This window comes from Echinicola strongylocentroti, from assembly GCF_003260975.1.
Classification (GTDB): Bacteria; Bacteroidota; Bacteroidia; order Cytophagales; family Cyclobacteriaceae; genus Echinicola; species Echinicola strongylocentroti.
This window is the reverse complement of record NZ_CP030041.1, coordinates 5943425-5959866: the sequence shown is the minus strand read 5'-3', so window position 1 is coordinate 5959866 and position 16442 is coordinate 5943425. Positions and strand designations below refer to the sequence as shown.

Annotated in this window: 10 protein-coding genes; 3 read left to right on the top strand and 7 right to left on the bottom strand. The window is 45.4% G+C overall.

Translation table 11 applies throughout. The features are described from left to right. Positions 1-37: 37 nt before the first annotated feature. The 7 genes from DN752_RS23370 to DN752_RS23340 form a co-directional block, all read right to left on the bottom strand. Positions 38-1321: a TIM barrel protein gene (locus tag DN752_RS23370; protein ID WP_112786215.1), complete on the bottom strand. Its 1284-nt coding sequence runs from the start codon at positions 1319-1321 to the stop codon at positions 38-40. Between the two features lie 2 nt (positions 1322-1323). Beyond that, positions 1324-3432, bottom strand: a complete 2109-nt coding sequence (locus DN752_RS23365; protein WP_112786214.1) for a bifunctional aldolase/short-chain dehydrogenase — start codon at positions 3430-3432, stop codon at positions 1324-1326. A gap of 274 nt (positions 3433-3706) precedes the next feature. Continuing rightward, positions 3707-4021, bottom strand: a complete 315-nt coding sequence (gene rhaM / locus DN752_RS23360; protein WP_112786213.1) for an L-rhamnose mutarotase — start codon at positions 4019-4021, stop codon at positions 3707-3709. Positions 4022-4066: 45 nt separating this feature from the next. Then, entirely contained in the window at positions 4067-5395 is a 1329-nt protein-coding gene (locus DN752_RS23355) for a sulfatase-like hydrolase/transferase (protein ID WP_112786212.1), read from the bottom strand. Between the two features lie 258 nt (positions 5396-5653). After that, positions 5654-8425 (bottom strand): alpha-L-rhamnosidase, encoded by a 2772-nt coding sequence (locus DN752_RS23350; protein ID WP_211324087.1) that lies wholly within the window; start codon positions 8423-8425, stop codon positions 5654-5656. Positions 8426-8627: 202 nt separating this feature from the next. Next, the gene (locus tag DN752_RS23345) at positions 8628-11471 is read right to left on the bottom strand and encodes a family 78 glycoside hydrolase catalytic domain (protein ID WP_112786210.1); all 2844 of its coding nucleotides are present in this window, start codon (positions 11469-11471) and stop codon (positions 8628-8630) included. Between the two features lie 717 nt (positions 11472-12188). Then, a complete protein-coding gene (locus DN752_RS23340; protein WP_112786209.1) occupies positions 12189-13142 on the bottom strand; it encodes a hypothetical protein in 954 nt (317 codons plus the stop codon). Between the two features lie 1812 nt (positions 13143-14954). Between DN752_RS23340 and DN752_RS23335 the strand changes: the two genes are divergently transcribed. From DN752_RS23335 to DN752_RS23325, 3 genes are read left to right on the top strand one after another with little or no spacing between them, the layout of a single operon-like run. Continuing rightward, positions 14955-15377: an organic hydroperoxide resistance protein gene (locus DN752_RS23335; protein WP_112786208.1), complete on the top strand. Its 423-nt coding sequence runs from the start codon at positions 14955-14957 to the stop codon at positions 15375-15377. A gap of 38 nt (positions 15378-15415) precedes the next feature. After that, positions 15416-15886, top strand: coding sequence for a DoxX family protein (locus DN752_RS23330; protein ID WP_394337163.1), 471 nt, complete (start codon positions 15416-15418; stop codon positions 15884-15886). A 38-nt stretch (positions 15887-15924) separates the two neighbouring features. Beyond that, positions 15925-16368, top strand: a complete 444-nt coding sequence (locus DN752_RS23325; protein WP_170134471.1) for a MarR family winged helix-turn-helix transcriptional regulator — start codon at positions 15925-15927, stop codon at positions 16366-16368. Positions 16369-16442: the final 74 nt, after the last annotated feature.

Genomic DNA, 16442 nt, shown 5'->3' with positions numbered 1-16442 from the left:
TATGGTAAGGGCCCAAGGCAAAGCTATGACGGCCCTGTTACAGTCCCGTGGAGATCACCTTCTCGCCACGCTGGGCGATCAGTTCCTTCCGGACATTGAGCCTTCGATAAGTACCTATCGGATCCAGTGCCCCTCCTGCCTGTAACCTGGCTTCCGCCAACAGTGGGCGGACATCCGTACGGTAGGCTGCCTGAAGGATTTCCTGTGCCAGGGAAGGATCATTGTTTTCCCTTGCCTCTTCCAGTGCCACACGGTCCACCAACAGTGCCTGTGCATAGGCCAGTTTGATCGCTTCCAGTGATTGCAGCAGGTCCTCCAACGGATCCTTCAGGTTATGGCTGGCATCGATCATCCAGGCCGGATAGGGATTGTCCGATGTAGGGTCTTCCATGCCGTCCACCAGTTCGTTGAAGATCAAAAACAACTGGTAGGGCTTCAGCGAGCCAACGGTCACGTCATCATCGCCGTACTTGGAATCGTTGAAGTGGAAGCCGCCCAGCTTGCCCTCCATCATCAGCGTCGCCACGATCTGCTCGATATTGGTATTGGGCAGGTGGTGGCCAAGGTCCACCAAGCTGTAGGCACGGTCGCCCAACTTATCGGCCAGCATATGGGAGGTGCCCCAGTCCTGGATCACCGTAGAGTAGAAATTCGGCTCATAGGGCTTGTATTCCACAAACATCTTCCAGTCGGAAGGCATGCCCGCATAGATTTCCTGAAGCGATTCCAGGGTACGCCGGAAAGCCTTCTTGAAGTTCAGCTGTCCCGGGAATGACGATCCGTCCGCCAACCAAACGGTCAGCGACTTGGAGCCGAGGGCATCACCATACCTGATCACTTCAAGGTTATGGTCCACGGCCTGTTTTCTGACCGCCCTGTCCGCATGGCAAAGCGACCCGAACTTATAGGAAAGCTCCTGGTCAGGCTGGTCCTGAAAGGTATTGGAGTTCACCGCGTCGAAGATCAGCCCGTGCGAAGCGGCCAGTTCCTTAATGGCCTTCACATCCTTGGGGATATCCCAGGGAATGTGCAGCGAGATCGCTCCCGCAGATTGGCTCAACTGGTGCAACAGCCCCACATCGGCAATCTTGTCCTCCAGGGTGCCCGGCTCACCGCCTCCGGGAAACCTCCCGAAACGTGTGCCTCCGGTGCCCAGTGCCCAGCTGGGCACGGCCACCTGGAATTCCTTTAGCTTTCCCACAAGGGCATTGACATCGATGCCCTTCTTTCCCAGTACGCTATTCAAATGATCAAGACCCTCCCGGTGGTCCGGGAGAGCCTGATCGTTCATTTCATTTATTCCTTGCTTGTCCATTCGCATAATTATCTCACAAAAGCAGCGGCCACTCCGCCATCTACATTCAGAATATTACCTGTACACTTGCTCAGGTGACCGCCCACAAAGGCAAAGACACCATTGGCGATGTCATCCACACCGATGATCTCGTTCAGGATCGTTCTTTTTGCATAGAAGGCCGGCAGCTCTTCCACGGTGATGCCATAGGCTTTGGCCCTTCCTTTTGCCCATTCGCCTTCCCAGATCTTGCTTCCTTCGATCACGGCATCGGGGTTCACCACGTTTACGCGGATCTTGTCCTTGCCAAGCTCAGCGGCCAGAAGACGGCTCATGTGCACCTGGGCGGCTTTGGCAGTACCATAACCTACATTGTTGGGACCGGATACCAGGGCATTTTTACTGGCTATATTGATAATGTCACCGCCAAGGTTCTGTGCCCTCAGGGTTTCCACTCCCGCCTTGGATACGGCAAACTGTCCCTTTACCAGAATATCCTGTAGCAGGTCCCAGTCTTTCTCGGAGGTCTGCTCGATCGGCTTGGAAATCGCCAGCCCGGCACAGTTGATGATGATGTCCACACCACCAAACTTCAGGGCAGCTTCCTTATAGGCCTTTACGATGTCGTCACCCTTGGTCACGTCCATCACTGCACCGCCACCGACATCTTTGGAATAAGTCCCTACAGCCTCGTCCAGACGGTCCTGGTTGATGTCCGTGATGAATACGCAGGCACCTTCACCGGCCAGCTTGTCGGCAATCGCCTTGCCGATACCGCCTGCACCACCGGTCACCAATGCCACTTTTCTGGAAAGTGGTTGTTCCTTGGGCATACGCTGGAGCTTTGCTTCTTCCAGCAACCAGTACTCAATATCAAAAGCCTCCTGGAGCGGCAGGGCCACATACTCGGAAACAGCTTCCGCCCCGCGCATTACGTTGATGGCGTTGATGTAAAATTCGCTGGCCACACGTGCGGTCTGCTTGTTTTTGGCATAGGAGAACATCCCCACGCCTGGCCAAATGATCACCACGGGATTCGGGTCTCGCATGGCCGGACTGTTGTCCCGCTTATGGTCCTCGTAATATTTTTTATAGTACGCCCTGTACTCTTCGAAATCCCTGTCCAGCTTTTCCTTGATCTCTTCTGCGTTGCCCAGGTCAATATCAGCAGGAAAATCCAGTACCAAAGGCCTGATCTTTGTCCTCAGGAAGTGGTCGGGACAGCTCGTTCCCAGCGGTGCCAGCTTTTCCAGGTCATGGCTGTTGGCAAACTGGAGTACGCGCTCATCGTCGGTGAAATGGCCGACCATTCTGTTGTACCCGGAAGCCAGTCCCCTTAGCACGGGGGCGATAATGGAAGCCTGCTCTTTACGCTGTTCAGGGGCCAAGGACTCCAGCTTTTGGCCACCGAATACCGGACGGTCCTTGCCATAGTTCTCCTCCAGGTACTCAGAGGCCTTGTCGATGATCTCAAGGCTGTTGATATAGCACTCATAGGCCGTATCGCCCCAGGTGAACAGTCCATGGCCGCCCAACATGATGCCACGGATACCGGGATTGTCGTTCAGGGCTTTTTCCAATTGCAGGGCCAGGTCAAATCCTGGGCGCTGCCAGGGCACCCACGCAATCTGTCCTTCGAAAAGCTCTTGGGTAATCTTCTCTCCGTCCTTGGAAGCAGCAATCGCAATGGCCGCATCAGGATGCAGGTGGTCGATGTGCCTGAACGGCAGGAATGCATGCAAGGGCGTATCAATGGAAGGTGCCTTGGAGTCCAGGTCATAGATGCAGTGGTTGAACAAACCTACCATCTCGTCTTCAAACTCCAAGCCCCTGTACACATTCTTCAGCGAATGCAGCTTCTCCATGTACAGACCGGCAAGCCCACTTCTCTTCAGGGTGCCGATGTCCCCACCGGAGCCCTTTACCCACATTACCTCTGTCTCTTCCTTGGTCAAGGGATCGACTTCCGTGGTCTTGCAACTCGTGTTCCCCCCACCGTAATTGGTGATGCGGAGATCCGATCCAAGGATATTGGAACGGTAGATCAAAAGGGCTACCTCGTCTCCTTCTAGTTCTTGGGCTTTTTGCTCGTCCCAGAGGTAGTTGACATGCTTAAAAGTACGTTCTGCTGTGCTCATTATGTTAAATGCTTTATAATGGTTAAACCTTAGAATATCAAAACTACTTCATAGTCTCTTGAAAACTATCCTGTTTCGTATTGCGAAGCAGGGATGCTCCGCTAGGAGCTTTAGCTTGGAAATAGAAAGTGGATAAAGCATCCTAGCAATGCCATAAGTGCTGGACACCAGCACGGAAAGGAATAAGTGGTTTTGAGTTAAAAACTCAACGCTAGTGGTTCCGCAGCAAAGCTGTCGGAACAACGATCTCTCACCTACACTGTTGCTGTGTTCGCTATGACATATAAAAGACCTCCTGAAGATCTATTGAAACGGGGCTGTTGTCAGCATTGGTTTCCATAAGCTCGCTCATATGATCCCACCATTGCCTGCATATCGGTGTATTGGCAATTTCCTCCCACTGCTTATTAGAGGATACCTCAGCGTACCCAAACAAGGAGTTGGTTTCTTTGTCATAAAAGATGCTGTAGTTGCTAACCCCATGATTTTTCAATGTGTCTTTTAGCTCCGTCCAGATCGGATTATGCCTGCGCTTGTATTCTTCCAATTGATCAGGATAGACCTTCATTTTAAATGCTTTCCGTATCATATGTTTTTTCCTTAACTAATTGAAGTTGCCCCCATAAGTAGGTGCTTAGTTTCTAAACTCGATGGCCTTCTTTGTCAATGTCTCCACTAGCTGAGGGTGGGCTTCACTTATTTCATTTTCCTCATATGGATCTTGGAAAATATCGTAAAGTTCAATCTTTTCATTTGGTTTGTTCTTCTTATTGGGTACGATTAGCTTATACGGTTTTTGGTACACAATATTATAAAACAGGTCTTCCTCGGTACTATAAAAATCGTGGTCATAGATTTCACCGTATATTGTTTCCCGATTATCCAAGGCTTGTTGGTCCAAAAAGTCAATGCCTTCCATTTTCTCGGTTTTTTCTAAATCCAAAAGACTTAAGACAGTAGGGACAATATCGATGCTGCTTACGATGGATGAAGTATCCATTAATGGTTTTATTTGTCCTTGCCATTTGATCATAATCGGAGTCCTCATTCCCAAATCATAAGGTGCTCTTTTGGATACCTTATCATAGCTAGCGTTGTCTTCGTTTTGAACCCAGCCATTATCACAGACATAGATAAATATGGTATTGTCGGTAAGGCCTTTATTATCTACATAATCCATTAGCTGTCCACAGGTGATATCAAACCATTCGCACATGGCCCAGTATTTTGCCACATATTTAGAAGGTGTTTTCTTTAGGTATTTTTGGTAAAGACTATCGGGAGGAGTGTGGGGGCCGTGGGGCATCATCGGAGCATACCACATAAAAAACGGCTTTTTCTTTTCTACCGCTTCATCAATATACTTAAAAACCGGATCCATGCCATTCCTGCCTATTTTCAGGCCTTCATCACCGTGCCTTCCGCCCCGGGATATATCACCATGGGTCATGCCCTTGTCAAACCCACCATTTTTATAATTTCCAATCCACCATTTGCCTGTCTGAAATGACAGGTAACCTTTAGGTTTTAATAGATCTGGCAACGTTTCGAACTTCTCAAATTGCTTGATTAAAGGCTTGAAGTTTTCTCCTCGGACTTCTTTCTTCTTGGAGGGGTCATCCGTAGGCAATATCCTATCATTTCCCAATATTCCATTTTGCTGAGGATAAAGCCCCGTAATCAAGGAAGCCAAGGAGGGAGAGCATAATGATGTAGGGACATAGCCTCTCGTAAAGGTATGGCTCTCTTCTGCCAACCTATCTATATTTGGCGTTTCGATATGCTCATGCCCCATAAATCCATAATCTGTCCAAGCTTGATCATCGGAAAGTATCAAAACTATATTCGGATTCTTTTGACCTGATGTCTTCATGTCCGAGTTGGTTTTCTCCCCTTTGCAGGATGTAAAACAAGCTATTACTAGCACAAGTCCCAATATACCTAACGCTTCTACTTTATTCATTTGGTTTATGATTGATTTGATTAACTAATCTATCTCTACTAATTATTTACCAACAACCAGTTAAACCCGGAATATGCATTAGCCTATCTACGCCACGGCGCACAGGTGTTGCGACCTTAAACTGCTTCAAAATCAGCCGTTTCACTTTAGTTTTCGGCATTACCGTAGCGGTGCTACGCTAATGCCTCCAAACTAACTGATTTTCTTGCAATTTCAGCTCTCACTACGATTCCTAACGCATAATCCGGGTTAAAAAGCCTATCGGTCCAATTGGCACTTAATATGATAAGTCCCTGGCTCCACTTCAAAACTCAACGTTTTACCTTTTCCTGTTCCCCTGACGGTGTAGTTATTCTTTACAGGTTCATCGTTCACCATAACCGTCTCCATACTTGTCGTGGGCAACTCTATGCTGGCGGTGGTATTTTGAGGAACCGTCGTTTTTAGGACAAACAGGTTTCCTTCTATTTGCCACGAACTTTTCACCTCTCCATAAGTAGTATTTACAGACGCCTTGGCTGTAGTAAGTGGCTCATGGGGAAATGGTGCTATCCGGATCTTCTTATACCCGGCCTCTATCGGTGCGATCCCCGCAATCCTTTCATACATCCACTGCCCTATTGCGCCGTAGGCATAATGATTAAGGCTGTTCATTCGCTGGGGGTTAAAGCCGTCTGTTTTGCTGTAACTGTTCCATCGTTCCCAAATAGTGGTAGCTCCTTGGTTAATAGAATAGAACCAAGAGGGGTATGTTTCCTTAAAAAGCAAGGTGTACATCAACTCAGGGTGTCCCAACTGATCCAATACCTTGGCCAATAATGGTGTACCCAAAAAGCCTGTCCGAAGATGGTTGTCCGCCTCATTGATTTTTGCCACCAAATGTTCTCCTGCTTTGGCCCTTTTGTTATCAGGTATCAGGTCAAAGGCCAAGGCAAGCAAATAAGCCGTTTGTGTGGGTTCTACACCAGTCACTTCTCCATCAGCATTAAAGAATTGCTGATCAAATGCAGTGGCTACTGCATTATATAAATCCCAATATTCCTTGGCTTCACGCTCTCTGCCGAGAACTTCTGCTGTCAGCGCAGTCAGCTTGGCTGAATACCCAAAAAATGCCGTGCCGATTAGTTTTGGTGAAGTATCCCCACGGGTATTTCCTGTTTCGGGAAATGGCTGAAGCCAATCGGCAAATGAGTTCATGTGCGAAATTAAATCAGTGGTACTCTCTTTATGATGGTGTACCCACTTTTTCATCATCTCATAATTATCCTCCAATATGGCCCTATCTCCAGTGTACCGGTACAGTTCCCAAGGGATTATCGTACATGCATCTCCCCAGCCAGAGCTCACCTTGTTATTTTGAAGGACATCAGGAACCACAAAAGGGATACCGCCATTTTTATATTGGGACTCACGGACGCTTTGGAGCCAACTCGCCCAAAAGGAATATACCTCAGCATTGAACAAGGAAGTGGGGCCAAAAACCTGGGCATCTCCCGTCCAACCTAACCGTTCGTCCCTTTGGGGGCAATCGGTAGGGACATCAAAAAAGTTTCCTCTAAGCCCCCATTGGATATTACTTTGCAGTTGATTGAGTTTTTCGTGTGAAGATGAAAAGCTCCCGTTCTGATCAAAATCAGAGTATTGGACTACTCCCGTCACCCAATCCTCAGTGGGGGTCTTGCCCAAGTCATATCCGCTCAAGGCTACATAGCGAAAGCCGTGAAAGGTAAATTTGGGCATCCAATCGATCACTCCCGTCTTATCGGCAATATAATAATCGGTAGACAGTGCACTACGGTAATTATCCGTATAAAATGTCCCATCAGGACTAAGCATTTCGGAAAAGCGCACTTTAAGTGTATCACCCTTTTTCATGGGAACCTGTAACCGGGATACTCCTACCATGTTTTGCTCCAAATCAAAAACAGCCTCCCCATCGGTCATTTCTACCTTTTTAGCTTCCAGGTGTATTTTGGGCTTTACGGTGTGGTGCCTCTTCGGCTGTAAATCCACCAAAGGATCAATGTCCTCCACCAGCACCTTACTCCAATCACTGTCCTCATATCCATTACTTGTCCATCCCTCCAGCTCCTTCCTCGCATCGTAAAGCTCCCCATCATAAATACTCGCCCTTCTTATGGGGCCATCGGTGGTTGCCTTCCAACTATGGTCGGTAATCAGTAGCGATTTGCTTCCATCTGAGTGGATCATTTCCAATTGGCAAAGGACTTTTGGTGATGGCGTTTCACTCCAATTGGATTTTTGCCACCCCAACCTGCCGGAGTGCCACCCGGGGGCGAGTTCCACCCCAATAGTGTTAGGCCCTTGGGACAATAAATCGGTCACATCATATGTGATGGTTTCTATACGTTCATCATAAGGCGTCCAGCCAGGAGGCATCACGTCATCGCTGATATCCTTGGCATTTAGATGTACATCAAATACGCCTTTTGCCGTAATATATAGCCTCGCTTGAGTCACATCAGAGGGGATATCAAAGTCCTTGCGAAGATATTGGGGCCTATGAACCATATCTCCATACTCACCTGTCACTTCCTCTTCCGCTGTCGGTAACCCTATCCATTTGGCTGACCAATCCGAATTGTCCAATAAACCCAATTCAAAACTCTCTGTTTTACTCCACTCAGAAGGTTGCCCTTCTTGATCCCAATACCTAACCTGCCAATACACCCGTTGTCGAGAACCCAACGCAGTTCCACTGTATTTTATCCAGGCAGACTGGGAGCTGGTTACTTTTTCAGAATTCCAAAAGTCAGCTTTTTCTGGTAGCAAGTCCGGATCACTTCCTGCCACAATTTGATAAGCTGTTTGCTGTAATCCATTATTAGAAGTAGGTAGGTTCCACGAAAATGTCGGCTTGGAATCATAAAACCCCAAAGGTGATGTAAAGTTTTCTGAAACACGTAACGATACTGGTTCACTGGCCAATTTAGCTTCTGAACATCCAAGGTTAAACATCAACACAATGGAACAATAAAGAATAGTAAAGTAGAAAGATATTCCTTTCATAGGTCAGACTGGGTTAAGGGTTAAATTATCATTTAGCCAAATGGTACAGCTGGGTTATGTTTCAAAACCAAATTACTGCTTTTCAAGTTTAGGGTATTTTCTTCGTAAATGCATCCTGTATCCTTCTGAACAGATAAGTAAAGAAGGCCAACTGCATAAGGTGCATAAACCGCGTTGAATTAAAAGGCAAGCACCCATCTCCCTATTTTATATGTTTGTAGGCCACTTTATAGGAGCCAGACCCAAGAACCAATTCCTGATTACTCGAATATGCTTCCTCGTGCTCCTGGAGAAATTCTTCTCCAGTTTGGCCATTGATCGTAAATGTGGCCAATTCTTCTTCCGTCAGTTTGAGTAAGGCCTTGGTATTGAAGGGAACGGTCAACCACATTGTAACATCCCCCTCTTCTCTCTTCCAGTAGTTTCGGATATCACCGTATCGAGTCGGAATCACCACTTCTGTGCGGGTAAGGGTAGCTGGAAATACGGGGTTTACCACAAATCTCTTATAGCCCGGTGCATCATAGGATGATTTTACGCCTCCCAAAGATTCAAAGAAGTAAGCCGCAAAACCACTGTGCATGGGATGGTTGAGAGAATTGGTCAATCCGGCCATTTTTTCCCATTCAAATTGTCGTTCCGGCCAGGTCGTAAAACCGTAGTTCAGAATATAGGCCTGACTTGGAAATGTAGGGGTGGTCAATATTTCATATGCCAAATCCTCATGTCCATACTTGCTCAGCACCGTATAAATATACCTGTTGCCATGAATGCCTGTACTATGGTGCCCGTTCTTTCCAACAGTAATGTCGTGCACAAGCCCATTTACAACGGCAGAAATTTCACTTTCCGGCACCATCCCAAACTGCAAGGCCATCACGGTAGCTGTTTGACTGCCGTACCATTTGTGAGCTGTCCCGGGGACCGCTTCCAGAAACTGGGAATTAAATGCTCTCTTTATTTCCTCCTGCTCCCTTGCTATTTCACTTCGGTAAATATCATCATTGGTAATTTTGGCAAACCTTTCCATTATTCCCAACACATCATAAAAATAGGCGTTGGCGGAGACCAATGGAGGACACTCCATGGCATCGGGATTTTGTCGCCTGTCCCATCGTGGTGGACACCAGTCTCCCATTCCATTTTGTACCACTCCATTCTCATCTTTGAAAGTAAGGTAGTAATTGGTCAGCACCTTCATTTCTTCGTAATATTCCTTAACCATGGCACTATCACCGTAATAGACGTAATTATACCATGGAAGATACATCGTGGCCACTCCCCAATCCAGCTTGGCAATCGAAGAGGTGCGCCTACCTGGTGCGATCATTGTAGGCGCCAGAAAGGTCTTCTCAGTTTTATTTCCTCCTTTGACCGGACGCATTTGGGTACGGATATCCTCCATGTATTTTTCATAAAAATTGTTCATCTCGTAATTATAGAGCGCATATTCACAAAATGCATGGGCATCCCCCAGCCAGCCGCATTTCTCTCGATGAGGACAGTCTTCAGGTATACCATGGATATTCCCTTCGATGGTCCATTTACTTACCTCGTGCATTTTGTTAAGCAGCAGATCTGAGCTGCTGAAGTAGCCCTTATTCTCTATGTCCGTTGCGACCATCACGGCTTGGATCGTCTCGGCATTTGGCTTCGAGGTAAGACCCGACACTTGTACATAACGGAAGCCATGATAGCTGAATTTCGGCTCCCAACTTTCCTTGCCTCCTCCCTTGCAAATGTACCGGTACATTTGCTTCATGCCATTGGCACCTCCTCCTGTAGAGCCCGGAAAAATCGCTGTTCCATCCTGGGTCAATGCCTCAGTAGCTATACTTTCGATAACGGTTCCCTCCTTTTCATCCACTGTCAGGTGTATCCATCCTGCGATATTTTGTCCAAAATCGACTATCCAGTCACCACTGCTCGCTTTAAAAACACGCTCTGGCTTGAATGATCTTAATTTTTTAATTGGAGGAATTTGCTGTGCACTGATTTTAGTTACTGCTGGTCGCACCTCCTTGGTCTGTTGCCATTCACTATCATTATAGCCGACTTGCGACCAGTCACCTAACTCGTACCGAGCGTCATAGGTATCTCCCCCATAAATATTATCAAAAACTATAGGCCCTGTAGATTCTTTCCAACTACCATCACTGATCAATGTCTCCTTACTCCCATCATCATAAGTAATATCAACCATGAGCCTGACAGCAGGAGTGCCATAGGATAAGTCCCTCTCCGACTCTGGGTCATTCTTCCAAGATATATTTTGTCCATAAAAACCATTCCCTAATATGATTCCAAAAGCATTCTTGCCATTTTTTAACTTATCAGAAATATCATATACCACATAATAGGCTTGCTGGTCATAATTGGATGGAGCTGGATCCAAAACATGGTCTCCTGTTTTTTCTCCATTGACAAATAATTCATAATACCCAAGGCCACATACATAAGCTTGTGCGTCTTTTATGTTCTTTGAATTTTGAAATTCTTTTCTAAAATACCCAGCAGCATGGCTGGTGACCTGTATCGGCGCTGTCATAGCTCCGGTTTTATAACCTCTGAACCGGTATTGGGATGTTCTTGTGTCTTCTCTTAGACTAATCCATTTGGAACCTCCCCACTCTTGAGTGCCCATCAGTCCCATCTGGAAACGCTGGATCATAGACCAATTGGTCACTTTGCCACTTTCGTCCCATATCCGGACTTTCCACCAGTATTTTTGTTTTGGCACCAAGCTGTCCCCCTTGTAGGATATGTCCACTGAATTGCTAGACGAAACCTTTCCAGAATTCCATATATCTCCATTCCCGACAAAAAGAGAGGCACTATCTGAGGCCACCAAAATCTGATAAGCAGTCTGTTCCCTATCAAAGCCACTTGCATTCATCATCCAACTAAATGAAGGTTGGCCAGCTTCTATGCTTATTGGGTTTACCTGTGACTCACAAGTAAGGGCAGAAAACTCCAGCGACTGCGCAACCAGATGAGAAGGGATGCAGCCAATAAATAAAAACAGTAGAAATCTTATCATCATCATACAACAGGATTTTTTTTAAGTTACTTACCTGGATCACGGAAGCCTAAGAGGGCGCTAACCACCTATAAACAGCACATCTTCCAAGAATAGGAAATTGGTGGAATATGTCGATTATTTCATATAATTAAACCAGAGTATGCACAAGCCGGTTTAAATCTAAAAAAGGCGTCCACCAAACACTATCTGATGGACGCCATAACCCAATTACCATTAATAATAAACGCAGAATTTTGTCAATACAAAATGGCATTATTATTTAATAATTCGATCAATAAATTACTCAGGGCTACACAGAAATAGGAAAGGTGATTTTGAAAACCCTATAACAAAAGCCACTTTCATTGATCCATTCATTTCCCTTTTTATTCCATGACCAAATATTATAAATCAATATTAGCCAATTTAACGTGAAGGTCTATCCTGCCTCATACTAGGTTTTGGCGAAGATTTTGGGCCAAGCAATATTTCTGGGGGAATAATTTTGGACATACTTCCTTGAATTTTTTATCCCTATTGATTCTTGAAAAAAATCAGCGCAAATCTTAATCATCTGCGTCCTCAGCGTTCTATAAGCCCCCAGCTTTTCCGCTTGATCCAAGATTTCTATAATTGGTGATCCTGAAATCCCCTATTGCTTTTTCCTGTTTAACCCCAAAAAGCCATCACCTCAAAGGTGATGGCTTACCAACCAAGTGTTGTGCTTGCTGATATCCCTTGTTAATTCGTAAGTGTCACCCTGGCTCCACTTATGTAAACAATCTCCGGATTGCTGACGCTTCCAGGCAAAATCCCATCACTTCCTCCTTGAACATAAGCTCCCCAACGGCATACAGACTTCAAGTTTGCCCGATCCCAAGTACCGGAAGCTTTTTCTACATTATCAATGAAGACCTTATAATTGAACCCATCGTCGGTTACCCGTAGATTAAAACTCTGCCCGATCGTCTTTCCAGTAGAAATCCTTTCATTTTGGGGCCATGTAACACCTCTTTTAATAATATCAATATCACCAGCAGCGGTAACATGAAGGGCCACTCCCCAAGCAGGGTCAAACCCATTGGCGGCGGTTGCTTTGGACTGAAAGATCTTGACATCTTTAGCTCCGTTATGAGCTGCTACGTGGTATCGGGCAGAGAATGTCATCACTTTATTATCATCCCGCCGGATACCTAGATTAGGGGCAAAGGCTTCACTTCGGGCAGCCCCCACTCTACTATTTTGCCAGTTTTGGTCTCCTGGAATAACCCTGAACACCTGCGTATTCCCATCTTTCTGATACCAACGGGTACTCTCATTGGGGTCAGTAGCATTAGAATTAAGCGGATTATGCCATCTCATATCGCTATCCGGCATCACTGATCGACTACCTGTTCCTGTGGTCTCAATAGTGGTATTGGGAACATCTACCAGTGTCCCTCTTGTATCAATGGTCCCATTGGCCACTTTGTCCCTCAATGCAGACTGCTCCGCATTAGTTGTTGCCCTTGGCTCATTGCCGATCAGATTGGCCCAAGTGGGGTTCCACCCTTTATAAGATGCTGCGGTAGTCGTTAGTAATTCCACTTCGTCACTTTCCTGCACCGAAGGAGTATCCTCCTGAATACATGAAGAGACCGTGCTAAATGCCATAATGGCTAAGGCAAAAACATTTACATTCCATTTTGTTTTCATAATCATCGATTCGGTTAAATTGGTTTATTGATTTTTACTATAATGTGATCTGCTCTGGGCTCAGCAAACACAAACGACTTGGCAATTTTTGCTTTGGTATCAATTGCTCCTACTATTAGGTTGGACTTTTCCTAATTCTTTGGCCTTGATATTTAGTAGGTTTCGAGTACTATAAAATGAATTACCAATCCTTCATTCGAAGGCAGTAGATGTACAGGGAACCGCTTTTCCGACAGCTATGCTGCGGAACCACTAGCACTGAGTTTTTAAATCAATCTCAGGTTATGATAGATCCAGTACTCTATAATGTTTGGAAGCAGCAGGATCCCCTTACGAAACAGACACTAGGGACCCACCCTCTATCAATCAATTAAATAAAGGATTTTTCCTATTTCTATAGATTATACACCGTCTATAACAATAATAATCACTATAAAATCAAAAAGTATCCTGCATCATACTAGGTGTAAAGTGGTAAAATACCAGTATATGGATGAAATGTACCTGTAATATGTATTAGTAATCTGTTTATTTGACAACCACATAGAATCATAGGGCACATAGCTTTTAGAACGTGAAAGGTCTCGGAGAGCGATGTTTTGACTAATAATGGAACGCGGATTTAGCTGATTTTCGCTGATTATTTCTTAGCCACAAAGTCTCGAAGTCACAAAGAAGGGGGAATAGTGATGTGTCGGGTACTTGGACTATTGCTATCCAAACTACTTAGCGCCTTGGTGCCTTAGTGGCTTGCTATCGATCCAACAAGTGATTTTGAATGGAACGCAGATAACGCGGATTTAGCTGATTTTCGCTGATTATTTCTTGGCCACAAAGTCGCGAAGTCATAAAGAAGGGGGAATAGTAATGTGTCGGGTACTTGGCCTCGCTATCCAAAATAATTAGCGTCTTGGCGCCTTAGTGGCTCCTTATTGATCCAACAGGTAATTTTGAATGGAACGCAGATAGCGCGGATCCAGCTGATTTTCGCTGATTATTTCTTGGCCACGAAGTCACAAAGAGGGGGGAATAGTGATGTGTCGGGTACTTGGCCTATTGCTCTCCAGAATACTTAGCGTCTTGGTGCCTTAGTGGCTTGCTATCGATCCAGCAAGAACAGTGAAGGTACCGACAGGGTGAATAGATGCATATCCCCTACTGTGGACTATGTGTCTATGTTGTTACACATAATTCATGCTCCAGAAAACAAGGTGTGAGCGTAGCACCGATAACACCAAAACGACTGATTTTAAAGCAATTTCAGGTCGCTATAGATACCAAACCGCATGAATGCGATTAAGGCTAATTGCACTTTTTGTTTACTTCCGAAACGTAAGGATTTGCAATCCCCCCAGTCCATTTGTGGATAGCACAGACACCAATATGAATGTAAGTTATCAGCAACTTACAGACGTTAGCCTGTCTAGCTAACTGATCTTGTACTTCCAGCCTATCCCGGCATTCAGCAAGATAGGCTACTGCGATTCCCAATGCACAAATCGGGGGAAAGTGCCAGCGGCACGGATGATAGCAATGCCTACACGAGAATTGTTTCCTTTCAAAACACTAAACGCATTTGCCCTGAAAGAACAGACCTTATAGTCGACAAGCTAAAATCTTACAATTGGATAGAATAACCTTGATTTTCACCCCTGTAGTAGAAGGAAGAGATGGGAAAGGAAAAATGATTTTCAGTAGACGCTCAAGTGATGAATAAAAAATCAATACTATTACTAAACTTTTCGCTCATTTAAATCGTTTACGATATAATCGCTATCGAATAAAATAAAGAAAATTTTAACCTAATCAATTATGAAAACATTATTTGAAACTCGTGCCACAGCTGTTGGTGGAAGAAATGGCCATGTAAAAAGTGAAGATGGTATTCTGGACTTTGACGTCCGCGTTCCTACCGGAATGGGCGGTAAAGGCGGTGAATTCACCAATCCAGAACAACTCTTTGCCGCAGGCTATTCCGCTTGCTTTGATAATGCCATTATTCACGTGGCTGCCATGAAAAAAGCAAAAATAGAATCCCAAACCACCGCCGCCGTTGGATTGGCGATGACAGCCGACAAAAGCTATCAATTGACGGTTGCCCTTGACATCACCATTAAAGGCGCCGACCAGGCCACGGCCGAAGACATCGTAGCTACTGCACACGCTACATGTCCCTACTCCAATGCCGTAAAAGGTAATGTGGAAGTCAATATTAATGTCAATACAGATGATTAAGCAATATTCTATATCCATGAAGCCAAAAATTTGGCTTCATGGATACTTTGAATCACCTATTATACCTTCTGACCCTTAAGACCATGACCATACCAACCGTCAAAACAACTTTAGCACAAAATATCTTTCGGGTACTCTTGGGACTATTTATGCTATATGCAGGTATCGGTCACATGACTTTTCTGCGGGCTGAATTCCAAGCTCAGGTACCAGATTGGGTGCCATTCTCGAAAGATTTCGTTGTACTCGCTTCGGGTGTCGCAGAGATCCTCTTGGGTATTGCCATGGTTATCGGCACTAACTACAAAGTGTATACAGGGCTTGCATTGGGACTATTTTTCATAGCGGTCTTCCCTGGTAATATCGCACAGTACGTTAATGGCATCGACTCCTTTGGCCTGGATACGGACACCAAAAGACTGGTAAGGCTCTTCTTCCAACCCCTGCTGATCGCTTGGGCCCTTTGGAGTAGCGGTGCATATAAGTATTGGATAAAGCAGAAAACCTGATGTAAATTGGTTTTACAGAACGAACATACACACTGACAATGGCAAAAACCGAAGATTATTCCAGCCTATTTCTTGAAAATCAGCTTTGTTTTCCACTCTACGCTGCTTCTCGGCTGATAATAAAAGCCTATCAGCCACACTTGAGCAAACTGGACCTGACCTATCCACAGTATTTGGTGCTACTGGTACTTTGGGAGGAAGATTATCTTACGGTAAGTCAAATCTCCCATGCACTGATGCTAGAATCCAACACCCTGACACCGCTTTTGAAAAGGCTTGAAGACAAAGGTTTGCTAAAAAGAACGCGGGACAAAGATGACGAGCGCAAGGTGTTTGTCACGTTGACCTCTTATGGGAAAGCCCTGAGGGAAAAAGCAGTTTGCATCCCTTCCGAAATATTAAAAAATGTAGAGGTTCTCGATCTAGACGAAATGAAAGTACTCTACGATCATCTAGGAAAATTGATCAAACACTTAAAGTAGCCCAACAATAGGGCAAACTTTTTCTTCTCCTATTCTTGGGTTCTTACTTAGCTTATTATGCAAGTTATTGGGAA